We start from the raw sequence: 21,068 nt of genomic DNA on the forward strand, positions 1-21,068 counted from the left end.
CCGCACCGCACCGCACCGCACCGCACCGCACCGCACCGCGCGTCGCGCGTCGTCCCGCGCGCGCGATGCGCACCTGAGGATCCGGTCCCGGCCATCCCTGGCCGGGATTTGCACTCCCCCCTCGCACGCCGGAGCCCTTGCATGCCCCTCATCGCCCATCCTTCCGATCCGTCCCTCACCCCGCGACGCACCTTCCTCCAACGATTGGCTGCCGCGTCGGCAATGCTCGCTGGCGCGACCCCGGCGATCGCCGACGCGCAGCAAGCCAAGGCCCCGGCCGACCCCTGGCTTGCCAAGGTCACGGCCAAGCACCGGCAGGTCTTCGATGCCCCCGAGCACAACAGCGGCTTCCCGGCCGTCTTCGCGGCGACGTACCTCCGCACGATGACGGAGTCGTACCAGCTCGCGCCCGGCGGCGCCCACGCCATCGTCGTGCTGCGGCACTGGGCGATGCCGATGGCGCTCACCGACGCGGTCTGGAACAAGTACGCCATCGGGTCGATGTTCGACGTGACCGATCCCGCCACGAAGGCACCCGCCAGGCGCAACATCTTCTGGAAGCCCAACGAAGGCGACGTTCCCTTCCCGCAGTTCTCCATCGAGAAGGTCATGGCGATGCCGGCGACCTTCGTGGCATGCGGGCTGGCACTCACGGTGCTGAGCGCGCGCGCCGCCGCGAAGGCGGGCGTCGACGCGGCGACCGCCAAGCGCGAGTGGGAGGCGGGGATCATCCCCGGGATCACGGTCGTCCCGTCGGGCGTGCTGGCGGTCGCCCGCGCGCAGGAACACGGCTGCTCGTACTGCTACGCCGGGTAGGTCACGACGATGGGGGGCGTGTGAGCCCCCCATCGCACCGTGCGGTCAGTGCTTGTGGCCGCCCTGCTGCGTGTGGTACCGGCAGCTCACATTTGGGTTGAACTGCGCAAAGATCCCCTTGGGGTTGTCGCGCCACAGCCAGACGTGGCGGTCGTAGTGCGGCTCGAACATGTGCGCCTCGTCGATTGCAGTGGCCGGGTCGTCTTCCATGCGATCCCACGGCACCCCCTGGAACGACGGAGGGGCGGTGTTGCCGGCCTGCTCCCACGCCTTGATGAAGACGAGGTTCTCCACCGCGACCAGCGCCAGCGAACCGTCGCGCTGTGGTTCGTAGATCAGGACGGCCGGCTTGCTGAAGTCGGTGTGCGTCCCCGTCCCGTTCACCTTGGGCGATGGCGGGGTGGTGATCCCCAGCATGTCGGGGCGGAAGAAGTGGATCCCCATCGCCCCCAGCTCCGCGGGGCGCCCCATGAGCTCGGCGCTGTCGCAGATGTTGCCGGGATCTCGGACGTAGCCCTCGGCGAGCGCGGTGCGCACGTCACGAAAGCGTTCGGTGGCCTTGCGCACCGCGGCGAGCGACGGCTCGACCTTCGGCGACGGCTGTGCGGCAATGGGGGCGACGGACAAAAGACAGAGTGCCGCCGAAAGCACGGTGAGGGCCGAGCGGCTGGGCGCGGTTAGGGCTTCGCCAATGGGCGCGCTATGCAATGAGGTAGTGAAACGCATGGAGGGCTCCAGATCCGTGAGGGGGCAGCGCCGGCCCTACCTCGGCCGCACCGGCCAGCACCCCGGACCAGGGCGCCGACGCTCTACGATGTCAGGGGGCGCGATGCCGCACATGAGTCACCTGACCCATCGAGTGCCGGCGCTCGACCGCGTCAGCCGCCGCCGAACGTCCTGGCCAGCGCCGTCGCCGAACGCGCCGCCAGCGCATAGATCGACAGCTGGGGGTTGGCGCCGACGCTCGTGGGGAAGAGCGATCCGTCGATCACCGAGACGTTGTCGACGTGGCGCAGGCGACCGAGCGAGTCGGTGACGCCGCGCCTGTCGTCGGCACCCATCGCGCACCCACCCATCACGTGCGCGCTCACGAGCTTGGCCTGCGGGGAGCGCATGGTGAAGGCGGCGATCTGCGCCTTGGCGGCGGCCAGGGTGCGCGCTGGCGTGGCGCGCTCGTGGAACGGGATCACGAGCTGCGCTCCAGCGGCGAATTGCAGCTCGGCCATGACCCCCATCGCGCGGCGAGCGCCTTCCATCAGGTACCGCGACACCGGGTAATCGAGCACGGGGGAGCCGTCGTCGCGCAGCTCGACCGTCCCCCCCACGCTTTCGGGGTGAAAGCCATCGCGCAACAGCGCCAGCACGACATGCGCGTGCCGCAGCCGCTTCATCACCGCGGCGTGCTCCTCGCCGATGCCGGTGACCGTCGACGCCGTCAGCACCGGGTGCAGCGGCGGCACCTCGAGCTTGAAGCCAGGACCGTCGGCGCTCCCCTCGTTGAAATGATCCGAGTACACCGACTGCGGCGCGCCGGCAAAAGCATCGACGGGCTCCGCAAAGCGGGCGAGCGAGATGGTGACCGGATGCAGGAAGGTGCGCGTGCCAATGAGGGCGTTGGGATCAGGGACTCGACTGCGGAGGAGGAGTGCCGGTGTGTTGATGGCGCCGCCCGACAGGACCACGTGCCGTACGCGGACGCGCGCTGCGTCGCGCCGGCGCTCGAAGCCATCGCTTCCCATGAGGGTCACGACGACTTCCTGCACGCGACTTCCCGCGAGGACCAGGCGTTCGGCCCGTGCATGATAAAGCAGCTCGGCGCCGCGGTCGAGCGCCGAGGGGAGCGTGGTCACCAGCATCGACTGCTTGGCGTTGGTCGGGCACCCCATCCCGCAGTAGCCCAGGTTGTAGCATCCGCTCACGTTGCGCGGAATGACGTGCGGTGCAATGCCGAGTTTGGTGAGCGCGTCGGCCAGAAGCTGGTTGTTGCGGTTGGGAGGCATTCCCCATGGTGCAATGCTGAGGCGCCGCTCCATCTGCTCCCACCACGGCGTGAGCGCCTCGGTGGTGAGGTCGGTGAGGCCGAACCGTTCCTGCCAGTGCGCAAGCGTCGACGGCGGCGTGCGGAACGACGACGTCCAGTTGACCACCGTTGTCCCGCCCACGGTGCGCCCCTGCATGATGTTGATTCCCTTGTCCTTCGTCTTGCGCGACGCCGACTCCTGGTAGAGGGTGGGATAGGCCTCGGACTCGAGCATGCGGAAGTCGCGCGTGCTGCGCAGCCCTCCTTCCTCGATCAGGATCACCTTGAGCCCGGCGGCCGAGAGGATCTCGGCGGTCACGCCGCCCCCGGCACCCGTCCCGACGATTGCGACGTCGCCCTCGAAGGTCGAACCGTCGGCGAGCGTGGCGCCGTCGTGCACGCGCCATCCGCGGGCGATACCCTCGGCGATGGGATCTGGAAACGAGCGCTGCGTCGTCATGCGGCGCTCGGCGTTAGGCGCGGCGGCCCCGGGTAGCCCGTCGCCTCCCAGTGTGCGGGGGTGGCGTACCACGCGGCAAAGGTGATGTCGTGCAGCGCCTGGTAGGCGCTCACCAGCATCGCCGTCCGCCCGTGGCGCCAACGGGCGAGAATCCGTGCAGCACGCGCGGCGTCGATGCGACGCCACGGGAGCGCCGTCCCCGCCAGGAGCAACCGCACCGCTCCCCTATCGAGGAGGCAGAAGAACTGCTGCAGCTCCTCGCGCGCCGACGGCGAGAGTTGCGACACCGTGCGATTCACATCGTCCAGCAGCGTGTCCATCGTGGCGGTGGTCCACGAGCCTGCAGGGACCACCCCGTCGAGGAAGGCGGGGATGACGGCGGCGAAGAGCGCGCGACCGGACGGGGAGAGACCGTTGCCGCCATCCTTGCAACTGCGCAGGCGCCAGGCTCCCCAGGCGCCGGCGACCAGCAGGGCTCCGCCGCCAATGGCGCCGGCCTTGATGAAGGTGCGTCGGGTGATGGGCATGCGGCTCAGCGCTCGCGCCAGACCAGCGCCTGCGCCGGCGCCAGCGGCTGCGTCCCGTGCAGGACGTCGGCGTTAGGCGGGAGCGGTAGGGTGACAGGGGCCGGGTTGTAGTTCACGGCGACGTACACGCCGTCGCGCCACTCGACAAAGACGCCAGGGGGCAACTCCTCGATCGCGACACCGGCGCGCCGGTACACGTCGCGCACGAGCGCGCGCTCCAGCGCGCCATCGTCCGTGGCGACGCCGATCATCGTCACCGTCCCGCGCCCCACTGCGCGCGTCACCGCGGCCCCGCTCCCGGCAGAGCGGCCGTCCGCATAGCGCGCGAGGAGTTCGCTCTGCGCACGTGGCGAGAGGACGTCGCCCCACGTGTGCCACGCATACGATGAGTCGCCGCGCACTACATGCCGAGTGACGCCAGCGGGGAGTGCGTCGAAGCCCAGGATGTCGGCCCCCAGGAGGTCGGCGACGGCCTGCGCCCATGGTCCTTCGCGGAAGTGACCACGTTCGTCCTTCTGCCCGCTGCGCGGCGTGAGAATCAGGTGACCGCCCTGCTCCACGTAGCGCCGCCACCTTGCGGCGAGCGAATCGCTCACCAGTTGGTAGGCGGGGGCCACGAGGAACGGATAGCGCGAGAAGTCGTCCCCCTCGCCGATGAAGTCCATCGGGGCGCCAGTCGACTTCACCGCCATCGTGTAGCTGTTGCGATGCTTCCACGTCTTCCACTCGGTCGTTTGCGGCTGGAGCTCAACATCCCAGTAGTTGTCGTGCGACCAGAGGATGCCGGTGCGGCGCGCCGCCAGCTTGGCGGGAAGCGTCGCGCCCGGCGCCGACTGCCCTTGCACCTGCCGGATGCGCCGCATTGTCGCCACCCACTCGGCGCCGGTGCGCGTCAGCGTCACCCCGTCGGTACCCACGATCCCCTCGTGGTACATCTCGCTCCCCCGCAGCGGGTGGCGATAGCGGTACGTCGACAGGAGCGAGGCGCCGGCGCCGTACGCATGCCACATCCACATCCCCACCGCGCCGTCCATCGGCTGCGGGTTCACCGCCGCCCAGTTCACCTGCCCGGGTTGCAGCTCCATGATCCCGAATGTTCCAGCAATCGGTCGGTAGTACGCCGCCGCCTCCATGAGCCGTGTCGGGTCGCCGACGGCGTAGGAGTCGCCCCCCAGGATGTTGTTCCCCGCCACCGGATAGAGCGTGAACGTCACGAAGTCCATCCCGCGGCTGCGGCGCGGATCGGTGCTCGTGGTGATGTTGGTGTAGTTCGTCGTGACCCACTGCCCCGCGCGCGCGTAACGCTTGAGCGTCGCCGCCTGCCGGTCCAGGAAGCGCGCGGTGACATCGGCCTGGAAACGCGCGAAGTCGAGGAGCGCGTGCGGCGACAGCTTGTCCTCGGCGGCGAGCACGGCGTTGGGAAGGCGCACCTCGGCAAACGTGCGATAGCGGGTGGACCAGAAGCTCCCGCCCCACGCGGCATTCATGGCGTCGATGGTCCGGTACTTCTCCTGAAGCCAACGCTGGAAGGCACGCCGCGCGCTGGGGGAGAAGTCGTTGAACGTTCCCGGTTCATTGTCCACCTGCCACCCCCACACGCGCCGGTCACTTCCGTAGCGCTTGGCCAGCTGCAACACGATGCGATCGACGAAGCGCTGGTACGCCGGGTTGGCGAGCGAGACCTCGGCGCGGATCCCGTGCTCATGACGCGCGCCGTGCTCGTCTACGCGATACACCTCGGGGTAACGGTCGCCCATCCAGCTCGGCGGCGCCGCACTCGGCGTCCCGAGGATCACGCGCAGCCCTGCCTTGTCGGCGAACGCGATCGCCGAATCGAGCCACGCGAAGTCGAACCGCCCCTCGTCGGGCTCGAGATACGTCCAGCTGAACTCGGCCATGTGCGTGAAGTCGAAGCCGAGCCGCTTCATCCCTTGCATGTCGCGCTCCCACTGGGCGCGCGGCCACTGCTCAGGGTAGTAGAAGACGCCGATGGACATCGCCTCGCGCTGGCCGAGCAGCGCGGCGCCCTGTGGCGACGGAGTCTGGGCGTCGAGTCGCGCGCCAAGGGCCATCGCCAGGAGGGCGACCGTCAGCAGCCGCGCGGCGACGAACGGCCTTGCGACGTGAAGGTGCAACGCGGCCAGGAGACGAGTTGGACGAGACGACACGCGAGGAACGGTTCGGGAGAACTGTGACGTAGCAGACGCTACCGACCGCCGGGGATCGATGTCAACGTGGCGATGGCGGAGCGGCGCCCTCCGGTGTTGTTTAGCAACTACCGGAACGGGGCGTTGGCCGAGGCGAGCCACGACTCGCGCGGCGCGAACTTCCGTCGCACCCCGCGTGTTCCTCTAGCTGTCGATGTCCGCGCCGAGCCGTCCCCTCCTTCTGCCACTCCCCATGCGCCCGATCGTCCGTTGTTTCGCGTTGCTCCCGCTGGCCATCCCCGCGGTCGTTGCGGCGCAGTCGGCGTCGCTCACTTACCGGCTGGGGAAGGACACGCTCGCCATCGAGCAGTTTACGCGCAGCGCCAACGCGCTCACCGGCGAGATGGTCCAGCGCTCGGGGGCTGCGGTATCGCGCGTCGCGTACACGGTGACGCTGGGGAAGGACGGGCGCGCGACCGCGGTGCGCCTCACGCGGACGCAGGCTGACGGCACACCGGCACCGGGTGCCCCGCGCGAGTATCGCTTCACACTCGGCGCCGACTCCGCCGTGCGCGAGATCGTCTTTGCCGACAGCACGCAGCGGCGCGCATTCCCGCTGGCGCGCGCCGCAGTGAACTTCCCCACGTTTGTCTACGCCCCCACCGAGCTGCTTGCCGCGCTACGAAAGGCCAGTGCGAGCGAGTCGATCCCCGCGTTAGGCCTCGCCGGGGGGCCAGGCTTCTCGGGGCTCACCGCGCTGGGGGGCGATTCGCTTCGCCTGCGCGGGAATCCTTACGCGATGGTACTGCGCTTCGACGCCAACAACCGATTGCGGGCGGTGGATGGTCGCGGGACCACCAACAAGGTCGTGGCCGAGCGCGGCAGCGGGGGGCTCGACATGGCGGCGATCGCCGCACGCATGAAGCCCACCGGGACGCTCTCGGCGCGTGAGGATGTGCGCGCCGGCTTCGGCGCCGGCGGGATCGTCGTCGTCGACTACGGGCGTCCGCAGGTGCGCGAGCGCAGCGTGTGGGGCGGGACGCTCGTCCCCTTCGACTCGGTGTGGCGCGCCGGCGCCAACGACGCGACGCATCTCTTCAGCACGCGCACGCTGACCTTCGGCAACGTCACGCTCGCCCCCGGAATGTACACGCTCTGGGTGCAGCACACGCGGCAGGGGTCCTACCTCATCGTCAACCGGCAGACTGGGCAGTGGGGGACGCAATACGATGCCGCGCAGGACGTGGGGCGTGTCGAGCTGCAGTCGGCCGCGGCGCCGTCGCACGTGGAGGAGCTGACCTACACCGTGCGTGCGCTGGCACCAAACCGCGGCGTGCTGGAACTGGCGTGGGGTGACCGCGTGCTCTCGGCGCCGTTCGCCGTCACGGCGGGGCGTTAGGCACGATGCCGGCCGTCACGATCCCGCGCGAGCTGCAGACGGCGCGCCTCGCGCTGCGGTCGTGGCAGGGTGACGACGCGGCGGAGTTGCTTCCGATCCTCGAGGCCAACTGGGAGCACCTGTCGCCGTGGATTCCGGCGCGCGTGGCCAGCCCCTCGCCCCTCCCCGAACTGCGCGAGCGGCTGGTCGGCAATGCGCAGGCGTTCGCCGACGACCGGGAGTGGCGCTTTGCGATGCTCGAGCGCAACGGTGAAAGCGGTCGCGGCGGTCGCATTCTGGGTGAGCTGTCGCTCTTCCCGCGCTCGGTGCAGGGGCGCGTCCCGTTAGGCGAGTCGGACCGGGCGGAAATCGGCTACTGGATACGCGCCGACGCAACTGGGCGGGGGCTGGTTTCCGAGGGGGTCGGGGCGCTCGTCGCCGCTGCGCGGACGATCGCGCGATTTCAGCACCTCGAGATCCGCTGCGATGCGCGCAACGCGCCGAGCGTGGCGATCCCCAGGCGGCTCGGCTTCACCCTGGCCGAGACCATCGAGACCAGCGGCGTGCTGGCGCACGAGCGGACCGTGGCGCTGCAGGTGTGGACCATGCCGCTGGCACGCGGCGGTTAGGGCTCCAGCGGGCGATAGCGCCGCGCGAGCAACCCCGTGGCCAAGGCGAGGTCGAGGTCGGCCACGAGCAGCCCTTCCGCGCCGTAGGGCTGCCACGCCTGCACCGTCCCGTCTGGGCGCACCACGGTTGACGTCGTCGGGGCGCCTTCGCTCGCATAGTTGGCCGCCGCGATATAGATGGTGTTCTCGGCGGCGCGGCAGAGCAGCGCCTTCTCGTGGAACGAGTTCGCCGGATCGGCAAACGACCTGGGGCGAAACGAATCCCCCTCAGCCGCATGGAAGTGCGGGATGAAGACGAGCTGTGCCCCGCGCCGCGCCGCCCAGCGCACCGTTTCCGGATAGCGCCACCCTTCGTGACAGATCGCGACGCCAAAGGTTGCCTCGCCGCAAGTGAAGGTGCGCCGAGTTGCACCTGGCGAGTATGGTCCCTCCTCCGACGGGTCGAGCTGCACCTTGTCCTGCGAACCGGCGACCGTGCCGTCGCGGTTCACCACCAGCGTCGAGATCAGGAGGCGATCGTCGTGCACGCGCTCGGTTCCGAGCACCACGCAGACGTTCGCCTCGCGCGCGGCATCGGCGATTGTGCCCCAGGCGCGTTCGAGAAAGACGCTGTCGGGAGCGGGCGGTGCGTACCCCAAACCTCGATACCCAGGGACAAAGCACTCGGGGAAGCAGATGATGTCGGCGCCGGCGCGCCCAGACTCGGCGATGGCCTGCGTGGCCAGCTCGACCGACTCCTCTGGCGACGACGGATGGCGCAGGTTGGCGAGGGTGATGCGGAGCGTGGACATGGTGGAAATGTGCCGGCCATGCGCTCCTCCCTCAAGGGAACGAGGGGGTGCGCGCATGCCATCGCGCGGTGCAATGTTCTCTCTCCCCCGACCGCGATGGTTCCGATGGATTTCGATCTCGCAAATGCCATGGCCGTTCTCGAGCGGACGCCGCATACGTTGCGCGCCATGCTCGACGGACTCTCTCCCGCATGGACCGATGCCACCGAGGGGGGCGAGTCGTGGAGCGCGTATACCATCGTCGGGCACCTCAACCACGGCGAGCGCACCGACTGGATTGCGCGCGCGCAGATAATCCTCGCGCAGGGCGACAACCGTCGCTTCACCCCGTACGATCGTTTCGCGCAGTTCCACGAATCCAGGGGAAAGTCGCTGGCCCAACTCCTCGGCGAGTTCGCCGAGCTGCGCGCCGCCAACGTGGCCACGCTCGCCGGCTGGCGCCTAACGCCGGCGCAGCTCGCGCTGGAAGGAGAGCATCCCGATCTGGGGGTGGTGACGCTGTCGCAGCTGCTCGCCACGTGGGTGGCGCACGACCTTGGGCATGTGGCCCAGGTGGCGCGCGTCATGGCGCGGCAGTATCGAGCCGCCGTGGGGCCGTGGACCGCGTACCTCTCCATTCTCGGGTCGCCCAGGGTGTGACGAACGCATGTCGCGTCCGCTCCGATTCTGGCGCATCCTGTAGATGCGCACCATTCGCGTCTCCCCTCATTCGCGAGGTTCCTCCATGCGTCCTGTCCTGTTTACCGTTGCACTCGCCCTCTCGGCAGTCCCCATGGCGCGCGCGGCGGCGCAGGCGGCCTATGGCCCGTCCCCTGCCGCGGCAACACAGCAGGAGATTCTCAGGCTGCGCGAGCGCGCCTGGCGCACCTGGTTCAGCAACGACACCGCGGGCTTCAAGGCGGTGGTCCCCGCCGAACTTCTCGCCATCGGTTGGGACGGCGGCCCCTGGCAGGACCGCGCCGAGACCATCAAGGGGATGGCCGACTTCGCCAAGTCGGGGCTCAAGCTCGATGAGCTGCACTTCGTGAAGAACGCCTGGCAGCAGTACGGCGACGTGATCATCCTCTACAGCAACTTCCACGTCGCCCTGCGGGGGCCCAAAGGCGAGAAGCAGGAGACCTACGGGCGCGGGACGGAGGTCTTCGTCAAGCGCAACGGAAGGTGGATCCACACGGGGTGGCACCTGGACAACGTGAAGTTCTCGTAGCCCCGGCCGGGTCTCGGCAGCCGGCGACTCGCAGGCGGGGGCGGCGCGTGTTATTCTCGCGCTGCCCCCGCCCTTCGTTCTCCCCGCCTCTCCGTCGCATGCGCCCCGACCGCACGTCACGCACCTCGAGCATCGCCACCGCCACGCGCCGCGCTCCCGTCGCGCGCGCCCTCCTCACAGCGACGCTCCTCGCCGCGCTCCCTCTCGCCTCGCACTCCGCACAGGCGCAAGCGCGCGCCTACGACCAGCTCCTGCGCCTCTTTACCGAGTGGCGCACCTTCGAGGACGCGCCGCGCCTGGCCAGCGGCATCCCCGACTATTCGCCGGCCACCAACGCGCACCGCCTCGCCGCTCTCCGCCGGCTGCAAGCGCGCCTCGCCGCCATCGACACCACCGGGTGGTCGGTCAAGGAGCAGGTGGACTGGCACCTCGTGCGCGCCGAGATGAACGGGATGGAGTACTTCCAGCGTGTGCTCAAGCCGTGGGCGCGCGACCCGGCGTACTACGCGTCCGTCGTCACCGAGGAGAGCGACACGCCGGCCAAGGAAGGGCCGCTCATCCACGGCGCCATCAGGCTCTTCGAGTACCCCATCTGGCCGCGCACGCGCCTCGACACCGCCAGGGCGCTCACCACCGAACAGGGCGCCGACCTGGCGAAGAAGCTGCGCACCATTCCCCCGCTCCTGCAAGCCGCCAGGCGCAACCTGGCCGCCGGCAACGCGCGCGACCTCTGGTTAGGCGGCTCGCGCGCCTTCGAGGAACAGGCCGAGGCGCTCAAGGAACTCGGCGAGAAGGTCGGCGACGGCGACGCCGCGCTGGCGCAGTCCATCCGCGAGGCGCGCACCGCCAGCGAAGACTTCGCCTCCTGGGTCGCCGCCGAGGCGAAGAAGAAGACCGGCCCCTCGGGGATCGGAAAGGAGCAGTACACGTGGTACCTGCGCAACGTCCTCCTCGTCCCCCTCTCGTGGGACGATGAGGTGGCCATCACCCGGCGCGAGCTGATGCGCGGGAGCGCCGCGTTGCGGCTGGAGGAGAACCGCAATCGCAACCTCCCCCAACTCCCGATAGCCGACACGCCCGAGGATTACGCCGCACTGCAGGCGCGCGCCATCCCCAGGTACCTCAAGTGGATCGCCGACAACCGCATCCTCACCTATGAGCCGTGGATGGAGCGCGCGCTGCGCGAACGTACCGCCGGCTTCGCCCCCGCGGCATCGCGCAACTTCTTCCAGCAGGCCACGCAGCGCGACCCGCTCCCGCTCTGGACGCACCTCTCGCATTGGTGGGACAACATGCGCATGCGCGTCTCGCCGCACGCGAGCCCCATCCGTCGCACGCCGCTCCTCTACAACGTCTGGATGAGTCGCGCCGAGGGGATGGCGACGTCGTTCGAGGAGTGGATGATGCACGCCGGGCTGTACGACGACTCGCCGCGCTCGCGCGAGATTGTCTGGATCATGCTGGTCAATCGCGCCGCGCGCGGGCTGGGGAACCTCTACGCCCACTCCAACGAACTCACCATGGCGCAGGCCGGCGACATCCACATGAACTGGACGCCGCGGGGCTGGATGCGCCGCGACCCCCTCCTCGGCTTCGAGCAGCACCTGTACCTGCGGCAACCGGGTTATGGTGCCTCGTACATCACCGGCGGGCGCTTGATGGAAGAGACGATAGCGCTGCGCGCGCGGCAGCTCGGCGACCAGTTCACCCTGCAGCGCGTGATGGACGAGATCAATGCCGCCGGGATGATCCCCGTGTCGATGATCTACTGGGAGGTGACGGGCGACGACCGGATGGTGCGCGAACTCAAGGAGGGGCGTCCGCTCCCGCCAATGCGTTAGGCATGGCGCCCGTCAGCTCCCGGTGGCCGGTGCATGGCCGTGCCCGCCCGCCTTCGGCAGCGCGCGCGGCGCCAGCCGCTTCCGCGCCGCGCGCAGCGCCTCCGGCGACCCGGCAATCGCCAGCACGTCGCCAGACTCCAACCGTTCGCTGCCGGTCGGCATCACCGACACCAGCGTCCCGCCGTCCGGGCGCAGGATGGTGAGCACCTCGGCGCCGGTGTCGCCGCGCAGGTCGAGCTGCGCCAGCGTCTTCCCCACCCCCGGGTCGCCAGGGAGGAGGCGAATCGACTCCGGGTCGCCAAGGCCGGGGAGCATGTCGGCCACGCGGTCCATCGCCGTCGCCAGCTCCTCCTCGCTCCCGCGCGTGCGGTCGTGCTGCGTGAGCGCCATCGCGATCACCTCGGCGCCGGCGCGCGCGTGACCGTACAGCGTGCGCGCGCTGCGCCACACGCCAAACAGCAGCGCCACCGCAATCAGCACCAGCGTGGCGCCCGTGACCGCACCGGGGAGGAGTGGGAGGAGGATGGCAACGATGGGGAGCGAACAGGTCGCGAGGAGCGCCAGGTGCAACGTCACCACGAAGGCGTTACGCGGGACAAAGGCGCGGTCGAGCTTCCCCCGCGCCGGTGTGGGGAGCGCGCGACGGGCCAGCGCGTAGGCCACCGCGCGCGTCACCCGCAACAGCCCCGCCGCAAACGGCGCCGCTCCAACGAATGACAGCGCAATCACCGCCAGGCGCCCCGCCGGCGGCTGCCAGCCGAACCACCCCTCCACCATCACCGCCAACCGCCCCATCTCCGCGTACGCCGCGAGAATGAGCCCGGCAATGAGCGCCACGTCGACCACGATGAGCCAGATGGAACGCTTGAGCGACGGCGCCTCGCTCGCGCGTCCCGTGGACAGCCCGGCGAACCACGAGCCGTACAGCGCCACAAATGTCTGCAGCGCCGGCGGGAGCCCGCGTTCCATGCGCGCCGCGAATGGCCCCGAATGCCGCACCAGCCACGGCGTCGCGAGCGTCGTGAGTGCGCTCACCGTCACCGCCACCGGGTAGAGGAATGGGCGCGTCGCCGCGTTGGCCGCACCAACGCCGGCAATGATGAACGAGAACTCGCCGATCTGCGCCAGGCTCATTCCCGACTGCACCGCGTTGCGCAGCGAGTGCCCGGTGAGGAAGGCACCGATCGAGACGCCGAACACCTTTCCCGCCACCACTACCGCCGAGAAGACGAGGATCGGGATCCACAGCTCGCGCACGACAACCGGGTCGATCGCCATCCCCACCGAGACGAAGAAGATGGCGACGAACAGGTCGCGCACCGGGGAGATGAGGTGTGCAATCTCCTCCCCCAGCCCCGACTCGGCCACCAGCGACCCGGCGATGAAGGCGCCCAGCGCCACCGAGTAGCCAAAGCCCAGCGCGAGGAGTGCCGCGGCGAACGAGATGCCGATCGACACCACGACCGTCGTCTCCGGGCTGCCTAACGCATTCACCGCCCGCATGAACGGCGGCACCGCGATGCGTCCCACGGCGATGAGGACGACGAGGAAGGTCACCAGGCGCACGCCGGTCATCGCCAGCTCGAGCCCGGACAGCCCGCTCCCCGAGGCCAGCGTCGAGAGGAGCGTGATGAGCAGGATCGCGATCACGTCCTCGACGATCAGGATGCCGAAGACCGTCTCCTTCACCGTCCCCGTCACCCCCTGCTCGGCGAAGGTGCGGGCCACGATCGTGGTCGACGAGATGGCGACCATTGCACCTGCCACCAGCGCCTCCATCGACGCCCACCCGAACAGCGTTGCCGCCGTGAAGCCGAGCGCGAACATCACGCTCGTCTCGGCCAGCGCGGCGAGCCCCGAGGTGGCGGCCACGCGGATCACGCGCCCCAGGCGGAACTCGAGTCCCAGGGCGTACATCAGGAGGATGACGCCGAGCTCGGAAAACTCGGTCACCATCTCCTGGTCGACCGAGAGCGGGATGGGGACATGCGGCCCCACCACCAGCCCGGCCAACACGTAGCCAAAGACCCCCGGCAGCCGCAATCGGCGCGAGACGACCGTCGTAACGGCCGCCGCGCACAACACTACGGCGAGGTCGCGGAGATAGGCGTGGCTTTCCTGCACGTGTCTGGGGGGAACGCGTGTAGGGGGGATGAGCTGGAGTCCGAATATGATCCGCCGCGCAGCCGATCGGCACCTTGGGCGACCGCTTTATCGCGGGTTGGTGCTGCCTCGCGCGGACGCTGCGCCGCCTCGCGCGCCGCTCGCCGCTACCGGGAGTGCGTCACGCCGAATGCGAACGGGGCGTGGTGCGACGCAAACGGGTGTCCGGGGCCAGAGGCGCCCGAACACCCGGGAAGCCGCGCGCGACGTGTGGGTCGCGCGCGTGGCGCTGCGTCAGGCGCCCTGTGTCAGAGGTCCTGCGTCAGATCCCCTGCTTGGACTTCCCGAACAGCCAGATGAGGAGCATGGCGCCCAGCGCCGAGGCGATGAGTCCAGCGCCCTGGCCTGGAGGGTACCATCCCACCACGCGTCCCAGGAAGCCGGCGATGAAGCCGCCACCCAGCCCCAGGAGCATCGTCTTGAAGATCCCCATGTCCTGGCGCCCCGGATAGAAGAGGCGGGCGACGATACCGACAAGGAGGCCGAAGCAGGCGGCGAAGATGAGTCCCATGACGATCTCCCGAGCGTGATTGAGGGTCGTGCGACCGGGCCGTCGCGCCGTCGCACCATCTCTACGGACGCTACACCCGGCTTGATTCAAGGCAAGGTGAACTGGGGGGAAATGAGGTGGAATCCCTGCCCACCCCTCCGATCACCGCCTCGACCGAACGCCTCGGGGGGGCGGCGGTCCTTGCCGAGACTCGTGTCCCAGTTCAGACGCTGATCGATTATCTCGAGGCCGGGCATCCTCTCGATCAGTTCCTCGAGGAGTTCCCGGCTGTGACTCGGGCCCACGCCATCGCGATGCTGGAACTGGCCAAGCGCGCGCTTGTCACGCCGGCGGCGTAGCGAGGCGTGCCGCGAGCGCCGCGGAATGCGCTGCCGGCTCTCACCCCACTCGCCGCGCGCCGTTCACCACGCCAACCCATACGCCTCGCGCCGATAGTCCGACCCCACCAGGCGCGCCTTGGACCGCGGATCGACGAGGATCATCTGCGCCCCGCCGAACTCCGCGCTCGGCGGCTGCACGGCGACTTTCTGGCCGCGACGCGACAGCTCGGCGCGCACCTCGTCGCTGAGTCCCGGCTCCACCCCTAAACGTCCGGCGCCGAACACGCGCCAGCGCGGCGCCTCGACTGCTTGCTGCGGCGTCATCCCGAAGCGGAGGACGTTGTTGAGCACCTGGATGAGCGTTTGCGGCTGACCGTCGCCGCCCGGCGAGCCGAACGTTGCGAAGAGCGATCCGTCCTCGTTGAGCGCCATCGCCGGACAGAGTGTGTGGAACGGGCGCTTCCCCGCGGCGATGATGTTCGGGTGATTGGGGTCGAGCGAGTAGAGCGAGCCGCGATTGTGCAGGACGATCCCGGTGCCGGGGACCATGCGCCCGCTCCCGAACGAGGCAAAGAGCGACTGGATCATCGAGACCGCGTTGCCGTCCTTGTCGATCACCGTGAGGTAGACCGTGTCGCCCGTGCCGTGGCGCGAGTCGTCGCCTGACGCGGCGAGGATCGTGTCGCGCCTGATGCGCGAGGCCAGCGTGCGCGCGTGCTCCTTGGAGAGGAGCATGTCCACAGGGACCTTGGCAAAGGCCGGGTCGGCGATGTAGCGGTCGCGATCGGCATACGCCAGTTTGGCTCCTTCCACCAGCGTGTGCACGTAATCGGCGGAGCCGCGCCCCATCGCCGTGAGATCCTCATGCTCGGCGATGTTGAGCATCTCGAGGAAGGTTGCTCCCTGCGTGTTGGGTGGGAAGGCGAGCACCTGCTTGCCGAGGTACGTCGTGCGAATCGGCTCCTGCCACGTCGACGTGTGCTTCGCGAGATCGGCCGCCGTGACCAGTCCGCCTTCGCGGCTGATGAAGGCGGCAATCTTCTGCGCCGGCGCCCCCGTGTAGTACGCCCCCGCGCCGCCAGCCGCAATCACGCGCAACGTCGCCGCCAGCTCCTTCTGCACCAGGAGCGTCCCCGGCGCCGGCGCCGCGCCGTTCACCAGGAAGGTACGCGCCAGGGCGGAGTCGGCCGCGACCTTCTTCAACTCGGCGCCGATGTCGAGCGACAGGCGCGTCGAGACCGGGAACCCTTCGTCCGCGTAGCGAATCGCCGGCTGCAACGCCTGGCGCAGCGTCGTCGTCCCAAAGCGGCGCAGCGCATCTTCCCATCCCCGCACCGCGCCCGGGACCGAGACCGAGAGGATCCCTGAACCCGGGACGCGATCCAGCTTCTGCGCCGCAAAGAAGGCCGGCGTCGCCTTGCTCCCCGCGCGCCCCGAGCCGTTGAGGGCGTACACCTTCCCGGTTTTGCCGTCGCGGATGAGCATGAAGTTGTCGCCTCCCACGCCGTTCATGTGCGGGCGCACCACCGCGAGCACGCCCGCCATTGCGATCGCCGCGTCGACTGCGTTCCCGCCGCGCTTGAGGACGTCGGCGCCGACGGCGCTTGCCAGCGCGTGGTCCGACGAGACCGCGGCGTGCGGTCCCATGATGTCGGGGCGCATCGACGGGACCTGCGCGGCGAGCGGCACTGCGGTGGCAAACGTGAGCGCCACGGAGCGATACACGACGGCGCGACGGGACGACAGGATGCGAGAGGTCATGCGACGGAGACGATGGGGGGCGGGGGCGATACGGTGCGACGAGGAGATTCTATCGCCTGAAACGCCGCGACGCCCGAGCGCGCTGCACTGGCGACGCGCGCCGCGCCCGCCGCTCCCGCCGCTCCCACGGAGCGCTTGCCTGATTCGCCCCGGCGCCGGCACCTTGCGGGCAGCCCACGGTCCTGCGGGTCGGCCCCTACCGCTTCTTCTTCTATTCCCAAGAAGGCCGAGAGCATCGCGACACCCTACTCGGAGCGTGGCATGACTTCTTCGGCGCGACTCCCGAGGAGCGGGCCGCCTGGCGCCTGATCGGCCACGGTGAGGGCATTCATTGGCCGGCCCTCGACGAAGACATCAGTGTGGACGCGCTCGTCGCCGGACGCCGCTCGCTCGAGAGCCAGGCGTCGCTCAAACGCTGGTTGTCCGCGCACGGTGCCGCTTAACCCGGCGCTGTAGCAGACCGTCGAGCGAAGGTGGGTGACGAAAGCGTAGCCGACCGTAACTAGCGGCCGGTCCCGCCGTGTCGTACATCGGGACGTCGCATCGCCTCCCCCCCCCGCGATGTGACCGGTTGATGCCGCTGGGAGGTTGGGTCTTCGGGGGTTGCCCAAGACAATGCGACACCAGATCGAGCGAATGCGTCCTACACCTGAACGCGCCACGGTCGCGCAATACGAGGCGGTACTTCGCACCTTCATCGAGCGCGGCATCGCGCCATCGATCATCGAAATGCTTCGCGCGCAATACGCGATGCCGGGGCGGGTGACAACGATGCGTCGTCTCGCGCAGGCGGCAGGGTTCGGCAACAGCTGGTCGGCTGCGAACCGCGTATTCGGTGGGTTTGCCGGCCGCGTGCGTCGCGAGATGGACTTGCAATACCACGGGCTCGCGCTCTGGACGATCGGATACTGGCCTGTGCCGGAAGATGAACAGCTCGAGGAGTTCTCGTTTCGCATGCGACCAAACTTCGCAAAGGCGCTTGAACGCGTAGGACTTGTGGTTAACGCGCGGCCAGGTCCGGCACCGAGAAAGCAGCCACCGCGGTCTCTGGAAGGCGAACGGTCGCGGAGCATGCGAACGCACCTTCGCCGTGAAGCCGGATTGCGTGAGGCCAAGATCGCGGAATCCTCACGACGCTCGCCAGATGGTCGCCTCCGCTGCGAAGTACCGGGATGTGCCTTTGACTTCGAGGATCGCTACGGCGTTCAAGGGAAAGGATACATACAGGTGCACCATCTCGAGCCCCTGAGCGCGCGAGCAGAAGCGTCCGAAACCTCCCTCGACGAACTCGTGCTCATATGTGCGAATTGCCATGCGATGGTTCACAGAGACGGTGCGAATCGATCGCTGCAGACGTTGCTACATCGCGGGTGAGGCAGTCGCTGCGAATGTGCGTCGCGCCCGTGCTCAAGCGCACTCCGTCGCCAGCCCGGGCTGCTCCGTCAGGATCTCGCGATGCGATGCGGAGCCAAGTCCGCTCCCCGGCCCGGCATTCCCCAGCGGCATGATCTCAGTGGCGCCGTGGGCGGGGAGCTTGGCCAGTCGCTGCGCGTCGCGCCCAGCGGCGATGAATTGCGACGCGCCGAGATGCCGGGCGATCTGCACTGCCATGGGCCCCGAGTTTCCGGTGGCGCCGAGGTTGAGCACCTTCTGCCCGCGCTCTAATTGCACGCGGCAGCGCAGCGCGAGCCAGGACGCCACGGCGGAATTCATCGCGCCGGCGGACGATCGGTTGCCTCGCGCTGCGCGCGCTTGATTGCCGTCGGCCGCAGGGGAACCGACGCGTGAACACGACCGGCGCGGGGTAGCGGAGACCGTATCGATAGCAGTATCGTATTACGGTGCAAGGAGGCTCCCATGTCGGTGGTCACGGTTTCGCCCAAGTTCCAAGTTGTTATACCACGCGAGATTCGCGAGGCGCTCAAGCTCGAGCCCGGGCAGAAAGTTCAGGCGTTCGAGTATGATGGGCGCGTCGAGTTCATTCCCGTGCGCCCGGCCAAGTCGTATCGCGGGTTCCTGCGCGGCCTCGACACCAGCGTGCCCCGGGAGCGCGATCGAAAGTGAACGTCGTCGACTCGTCGGGCTGGATGGAGTACTTCGCTGACGGTCCGGGCGCCGGTTTCTTCGCCGGTGCGATCGAGGACACGAAGGCACTGATCGTGCCGACCATCAGCCTCTATGAAGTCTTCAAGCGCGTGCTGCAGCAGCGCGACGAAAGCGCGGCGTTGAGCGCGGTGGCCCTCATGCAGCAAGGCGCGGTCGTGGAACTCACGGCGCCGCTTGCGTTGTCAGCCGCCGCGCTGGGCGTGCAGTACAAGCTCCCGCTGGCGGTTAGCATCATGTACGCGACAGCGCGGACGCACGGCGCGGTGCTTTGGACGCAGGACGCGGACTTCAAGGGACTCCCGCAGACCAGGTATCGCGCAAACGTGCGGCGCTGAGAGCGAGCGAACGATGTTTGGCGTCTGACGGTCACGGGAGGGAAGCGACGGCTGCGCCGCTGCATCTCTCGGGGACCCGCAGGACAACCTGACAGTTGTGCCGAATGCTGGCGAGGGATCCTGCGCGGGCTCGACGCATGTACTTGGTACAGCCTAACTGGCAAGGACAGCATGCCAGAGATGTGGTGATGGGGAACGAGTCTGCTCAGCAGGCTGCCCCCTGCCCGTCCCAGCGCTACGTCGAAGACCTCGCCGAGCTTCCATCCATGACGAGCCCAGCTACATGGCATAGTGCTCCTGGGCCGAGCAGGACATATCCATCAGTCTCGCCCGATCTCAGAGAAGAAGGCGCTCGAATCCCCGTGAGTCGCTCGGCACTCATGAGCAACTCGTCGCCGTCAGTTGGGCGAGTCTTCTTGAGACTATGCGCTCCCAAGAGTGCCGCGATACCGACAACTGCCATGCCGGCGATCATGCGATTTGGGGCACTCACTTCTTCATCCTCACAGCGATTCGCTTGAGGCCCGACTGAAGGACGAAGACGCCTCCGAGGATAAGCGCAGCACCCCCTCCGAGTGCAAAGTTCACCTGGTCTCGATCGTGCTGGATACGATCCCAGTTGGCAACGACGACGACGATGAGGGCGGTTCCCCAACCGGCGACTCCCAAGCCGAGGAGCGACGCCAACAGCGGGCCTACAAGCGACTTCTCCGAGGTCTGGCTCATCTCGATCCATTTTAGAGGTGGACACCAGACGTTGAGTTCGGCGCGTCAGAAAGGCGTCAGGAGTTCAACGCCGACTCGCGTCCGTGACAACTGATGATACCTAAGCGCATGGTGAGCAATGAGTTGCGACATAACATCGCGTGCAGCTCACGGGGTGCGGTTGGGATACGAGCCCGGGGGAGTATACCGTTGACGCCTCGGGCGACGTCTTGCCCCGCTCGTTTCGCGAGTCGGGTGTTGACCGCGCGTGGGCGTACAGCAATGGCACTGGCGTGTGGATTGGCCAGACCGACACGCGTGTCAACACACATCCGGATTTCAGCACTGCTTGGGTGTCAGGACAGAGCGCCGGGCGTCAACCGCTCCGATATACGCGTACGATCCCCGGGACGAGTGTGCCGTGCTCTCATGGTTCTCGAGTAGCATCGATAATCGGCTCGCCGCGGAATGGCGCAGGGATGCAAGGGGTTGCCTGGAAGGCAAATCTCTACGCAGTCCACTTCAATGACGGTGTATGGGAGCTAAGTGGCACCGATGCATACCAGGCCATCGCAGATGCCGTCAACTTCGGTAGCAAAGTGATAACGATGGCGTGGTCCGCAATCTCCAACCATCACGCGATCGCGAACTTGATTCACGACGCGACGATCAACCGTGATGTCGTGTTTGTCGGCGCCGCCGGGACCTCGAAGGCGGGACTTTCCCAGAATAATGTGGTGTTTCCGGCCGAGCTCTCAGACGTTCTTGCTGTCTCTGCCGCCGACTTTAACGGGTTCCGCGATAACCAATCGCACTATGGACCTGAACTGGACATTGTCGCTTATCAGCCGACGACGTCTGTCGGTGCAACGGCAGGCGCTCTCGCGAACGCGGGCAGCTCGTCGAGCGCAACAGGCTTAGTTGGCGGAGTGGCTGCGCTCGTTCGCGCTCGATATCCAACATGGACCAGTAGCCAAGTGAGAAGTAGGCTCGTTAACACCGCCGGAATAGCCTGCGGAGCGAGCACAAGCTTCGGTCCAATCGTCAATGCGGAGGCAGCCGTCGGGGGAATCTGTGTTCCTCAAGGTCGACCCATTGGCCCGCAGTCGATCCTCTTCGATCACCGTCCTGGTGATTCCCGAACAAGCCAGACGGCTCAGTACTGTGTCCTGGTTCAGCGAGAATGTGACAGGTGGGGTGGGTGTTCAGTGTAGTGCCGCGGGCGTGACGGGTGGTCGTGGTGCAGTGGTAGACGGCGTGGCGCGCCGCGCGGCGCGCGCCGCTTCGAGCTTCTGATCGCGTGCCGCCCAGATGGCCTCCGCGCGGCCCGCCAGCGCATCGGCCGGCGTGA

General features: G+C 68.3%; 22 protein-coding genes. 12 read left to right on the plus strand and 10 right to left on the minus strand.

The window, feature by feature from the left end; genetic code table 11:
* Nucleotides 1–141 precede the first annotated feature (141 nt).
* The gene (locus IT359_09960) at nt 142–816 is read left to right on the plus strand and encodes a hypothetical protein (GenBank protein MCC6929302.1); all 675 of its coding nucleotides are present in this window, start codon (nt 142–144) and stop codon (nt 814–816) included.
* A gap of 45 nt (nt 817–861) precedes the next feature.
* Here IT359_09960 and IT359_09965 read toward each other — a convergent pair whose 3' ends face one another.
* From IT359_09965 to IT359_09980, 4 genes are all read right to left on the minus strand, one after another.
* Complete coding sequence (locus IT359_09965; GenBank protein MCC6929303.1) at nt 862–1,443, minus strand: hypothetical protein; 582 nt, start codon at nt 1,441–1,443, stop codon at nt 862–864.
* 251 nt (nt 1,444–1,694) lie between these two features.
* Nucleotides 1,695–3,296, minus strand: a complete 1,602-nt coding sequence (locus tag IT359_09970; protein MCC6929304.1) for a GMC family oxidoreductase — start codon at nt 3,294–3,296, stop codon at nt 1,695–1,697.
* Complete coding sequence (locus IT359_09975; GenBank protein MCC6929305.1) at nt 3,293–3,823, minus strand: twin-arginine translocation signal domain-containing protein; 531 nt, start codon at nt 3,821–3,823, stop codon at nt 3,293–3,295. Before IT359_09975 ends, IT359_09970 begins: the two co-directional genes overlap by 4 nt.
* Before the next feature lie 5 nt (nt 3,824–3,828).
* Complete coding sequence (locus IT359_09980; protein MCC6929306.1) at nt 3,829–5,991, minus strand: beta-galactosidase; 2,163 nt, start codon at nt 5,989–5,991, stop codon at nt 3,829–3,831.
* A 232-nt stretch (nt 5,992–6,223) separates the two neighbouring features.
* Between IT359_09980 and IT359_09985 the strand changes: the two genes are divergently transcribed.
* Both IT359_09985 and IT359_09990 read left to right on the plus strand, forming a co-directional pair.
* A complete protein-coding gene (locus tag IT359_09985) occupies nt 6,224–7,369 on the plus strand; it encodes a DUF2911 domain-containing protein (protein ID MCC6929307.1) in 1,146 nt (381 codons plus the stop codon).
* A 5-nt stretch (nt 7,370–7,374) separates the two neighbouring features.
* Complete coding sequence (locus IT359_09990) at nt 7,375–7,977, plus strand: GNAT family N-acetyltransferase (protein MCC6929308.1); 603 nt, start codon at nt 7,375–7,377, stop codon at nt 7,975–7,977.
* Here IT359_09990 and IT359_09995 read toward each other — a convergent pair.
* On the minus strand, nt 7,974–8,768 hold the full coding sequence (locus IT359_09995) for a carbon-nitrogen hydrolase family protein (GenBank protein MCC6929309.1): 795 nt from the start codon (nt 8,766–8,768) through the stop codon (nt 7,974–7,976). The two genes, IT359_09990 and IT359_09995, sit on opposite strands and share 4 nt — an antisense overlap.
* A 105-nt stretch (nt 8,769–8,873) precedes the next feature.
* Here IT359_09995 and IT359_10000 point away from each other — a divergent pair, with 105 nt between their 5' ends.
* The 3 genes from IT359_10000 to IT359_10010 all read left to right on the plus strand — a co-directional run bounded on the left by IT359_10000 (nt 8,874) and on the right by IT359_10010 (nt 11,816).
* Complete coding sequence (locus tag IT359_10000) at nt 8,874–9,407, plus strand: DinB family protein (protein ID MCC6929310.1); 534 nt, start codon at nt 8,874–8,876, stop codon at nt 9,405–9,407.
* Between the two features lie 85 nt (nt 9,408–9,492).
* A complete protein-coding gene (locus IT359_10005; protein ID MCC6929311.1) occupies nt 9,493–9,975 on the plus strand; it encodes a nuclear transport factor 2 family protein in 483 nt (160 codons plus the stop codon).
* A gap of 98 nt (nt 9,976–10,073) precedes the next feature.
* Entirely contained in the window at nt 10,074–11,816 is a 1,743-nt protein-coding gene (locus tag IT359_10010) for a DUF885 family protein (GenBank protein ID MCC6929312.1), read from the plus strand.
* Nucleotides 11,817–11,828: 12 nt separating this feature from the next.
* Here the strand turns inward: IT359_10010 and IT359_10015 are convergent, their stop codons facing one another.
* Together IT359_10015 and IT359_10020 are read right to left on the minus strand one after the other, a co-directional pair.
* Nucleotides 11,829–13,940 carry a cation:proton antiporter gene (locus tag IT359_10015; GenBank protein ID MCC6929313.1) on the minus strand — a complete coding sequence of 704 codons (2,112 nt, stop codon included), beginning with the start codon at nt 13,938–13,940 and terminating at the stop codon, nt 11,829–11,831.
* Nucleotides 13,941–14,241: 301 nt separating this feature from the next.
* A complete protein-coding gene (locus tag IT359_10020) occupies nt 14,242–14,490 on the minus strand; it encodes a GlsB/YeaQ/YmgE family stress response membrane protein (protein ID MCC6929314.1) in 249 nt (82 codons plus the stop codon).
* 116 nt (nt 14,491–14,606) lie between these two features.
* On the opposite strand from IT359_10020, the gene IT359_10025 reads away from it, so the two are divergent.
* The gene (locus IT359_10025; protein MCC6929315.1) at nt 14,607–14,828 is read left to right on the plus strand and encodes a DUF433 domain-containing protein; all 222 of its coding nucleotides are present in this window, start codon (nt 14,607–14,609) and stop codon (nt 14,826–14,828) included.
* A 63-nt stretch (nt 14,829–14,891) separates the two neighbouring features.
* Here the strand turns inward: IT359_10025 and ggt are convergent, their stop codons facing one another.
* Nucleotides 14,892–16,571, minus strand: coding sequence for a gamma-glutamyltransferase (gene ggt / locus IT359_10030; GenBank protein MCC6929316.1), 1,680 nt, complete (start codon nt 16,569–16,571; stop codon nt 14,892–14,894).
* A 182-nt stretch (nt 16,572–16,753) separates the two neighbouring features.
* On the opposite strand from ggt, the gene IT359_10035 reads away from it, so the two are divergent.
* Together IT359_10035 and IT359_10040 are read left to right on the plus strand one after the other, a co-directional pair.
* A complete protein-coding gene (locus tag IT359_10035; GenBank protein MCC6929317.1) occupies nt 16,754–17,014 on the plus strand; it encodes a DUF2442 domain-containing protein in 261 nt (86 codons plus the stop codon).
* Nucleotides 17,015–17,207: 193 nt separating this feature from the next.
* Nucleotides 17,208–17,945, plus strand: a complete 738-nt coding sequence (locus IT359_10040; GenBank protein ID MCC6929318.1) for an HNH endonuclease — start codon at nt 17,208–17,210, stop codon at nt 17,943–17,945.
* 33 nt (nt 17,946–17,978) lie between these two features.
* Here the strand turns inward: IT359_10040 and IT359_10045 are convergent, their stop codons facing one another.
* Nucleotides 17,979–18,284, minus strand: a complete 306-nt coding sequence (locus tag IT359_10045) for a hypothetical protein (GenBank protein ID MCC6929319.1) — start codon at nt 18,282–18,284, stop codon at nt 17,979–17,981.
* 144 nt (nt 18,285–18,428) lie between these two features.
* Between IT359_10045 and IT359_10050 the strand changes: the two genes are divergently transcribed.
* Together IT359_10050 and IT359_10055 are read left to right on the plus strand one after the other, a co-directional pair.
* Nucleotides 18,429–18,635, plus strand: coding sequence for an AbrB/MazE/SpoVT family DNA-binding domain-containing protein (locus IT359_10050; GenBank protein MCC6929320.1), 207 nt, complete (start codon nt 18,429–18,431; stop codon nt 18,633–18,635).
* On the plus strand, nt 18,632–19,012 hold the full coding sequence (locus tag IT359_10055; GenBank protein MCC6929321.1) for a type II toxin-antitoxin system VapC family toxin: 381 nt from the start codon (nt 18,632–18,634) through the stop codon (nt 19,010–19,012). Before IT359_10050 ends, IT359_10055 begins: the two co-directional genes overlap by 4 nt.
* A 489-nt stretch (nt 19,013–19,501) precedes the next feature.
* Here the strand turns inward: IT359_10055 and IT359_10060 are convergent, their stop codons facing one another.
* Nucleotides 19,502–19,738, minus strand: coding sequence for a hypothetical protein (locus IT359_10060; GenBank protein ID MCC6929322.1), 237 nt, complete (start codon nt 19,736–19,738; stop codon nt 19,502–19,504).
* 272 nt (nt 19,739–20,010) lie between these two features.
* On the opposite strand from IT359_10060, the gene IT359_10065 reads away from it, so the two are divergent.
* Nucleotides 20,011–20,931 (plus strand): S8 family serine peptidase, encoded by a 921-nt coding sequence (locus IT359_10065; protein MCC6929323.1) that lies wholly within the window; start codon nt 20,011–20,013, stop codon nt 20,929–20,931.
* The last annotated feature ends 137 nt before the right edge of the window (nt 20,932–21,068 follow it).

The organism is Gemmatimonadaceae bacterium, assembly GCA_020852815.1.
Classification (GTDB): domain Bacteria; phylum Gemmatimonadota; class Gemmatimonadetes; order Gemmatimonadales; family Gemmatimonadaceae; genus SCN-70-22.

Coding starts and splice junctions, on each gene's coding strand:
- IT359_10060 (MCC6929322.1), bottom strand. CDS start 19,738: ATGAGCCAGACCTCGGAGAAGTCGCTTGTAGGCCCGCTGTTGGCGTCG.
- IT359_09985 (MCC6929307.1), top strand. CDS start 6,224: ATGCGCCCGATCGTCCGTTGTTTCGCGTTGCTCCCGCTGGCCATCCCC.
- IT359_10000 (MCC6929310.1), top strand. CDS start 8,874: ATGGATTTCGATCTCGCAAATGCCATGGCCGTTCTCGAGCGGACGCCG.
- IT359_10020 (MCC6929314.1), bottom strand. CDS start 14,490: ATGGGACTCATCTTCGCCGCCTGCTTCGGCCTCCTTGTCGGTATCGTC.
- IT359_09995 (MCC6929309.1), bottom strand. CDS start 8,768: ATGTCCACGCTCCGCATCACCCTCGCCAACCTGCGCCATCCGTCGTCG.
- IT359_10005 (MCC6929311.1), top strand. CDS start 9,493: ATGCGTCCTGTCCTGTTTACCGTTGCACTCGCCCTCTCGGCAGTCCCC.
- IT359_09990 (MCC6929308.1), top strand. CDS start 7,375: ATGCCGGCCGTCACGATCCCGCGCGAGCTGCAGACGGCGCGCCTCGCG.
- IT359_10010 (MCC6929312.1), top strand. CDS start 10,074: ATGCGCCCCGACCGCACGTCACGCACCTCGAGCATCGCCACCGCCACG.
- IT359_09975 (MCC6929305.1), bottom strand. CDS start 3,823: ATGCCCATCACCCGACGCACCTTCATCAAGGCCGGCGCCATTGGCGGC.
- ggt (MCC6929316.1), bottom strand. CDS start 16,571: ATGACCTCTCGCATCCTGTCGTCCCGTCGCGCCGTCGTGTATCGCTCC.
- IT359_10045 (MCC6929319.1), bottom strand. CDS start 18,284: ATGAATTCCGCCGTGGCGTCCTGGCTCGCGCTGCGCTGCCGCGTGCAA.
- IT359_09970 (MCC6929304.1), bottom strand. CDS start 3,296: ATGACGACGCAGCGCTCGTTTCCAGATCCCATCGCCGAGGGTATCGCC.
- IT359_10040 (MCC6929318.1), top strand. CDS start 17,208: ATGCGTCCTACACCTGAACGCGCCACGGTCGCGCAATACGAGGCGGTA.
- IT359_10050 (MCC6929320.1), top strand. CDS start 18,429: ATGTCGGTGGTCACGGTTTCGCCCAAGTTCCAAGTTGTTATACCACGC.
- IT359_09960 (MCC6929302.1), top strand. CDS start 142: ATGCCCCTCATCGCCCATCCTTCCGATCCGTCCCTCACCCCGCGACGC.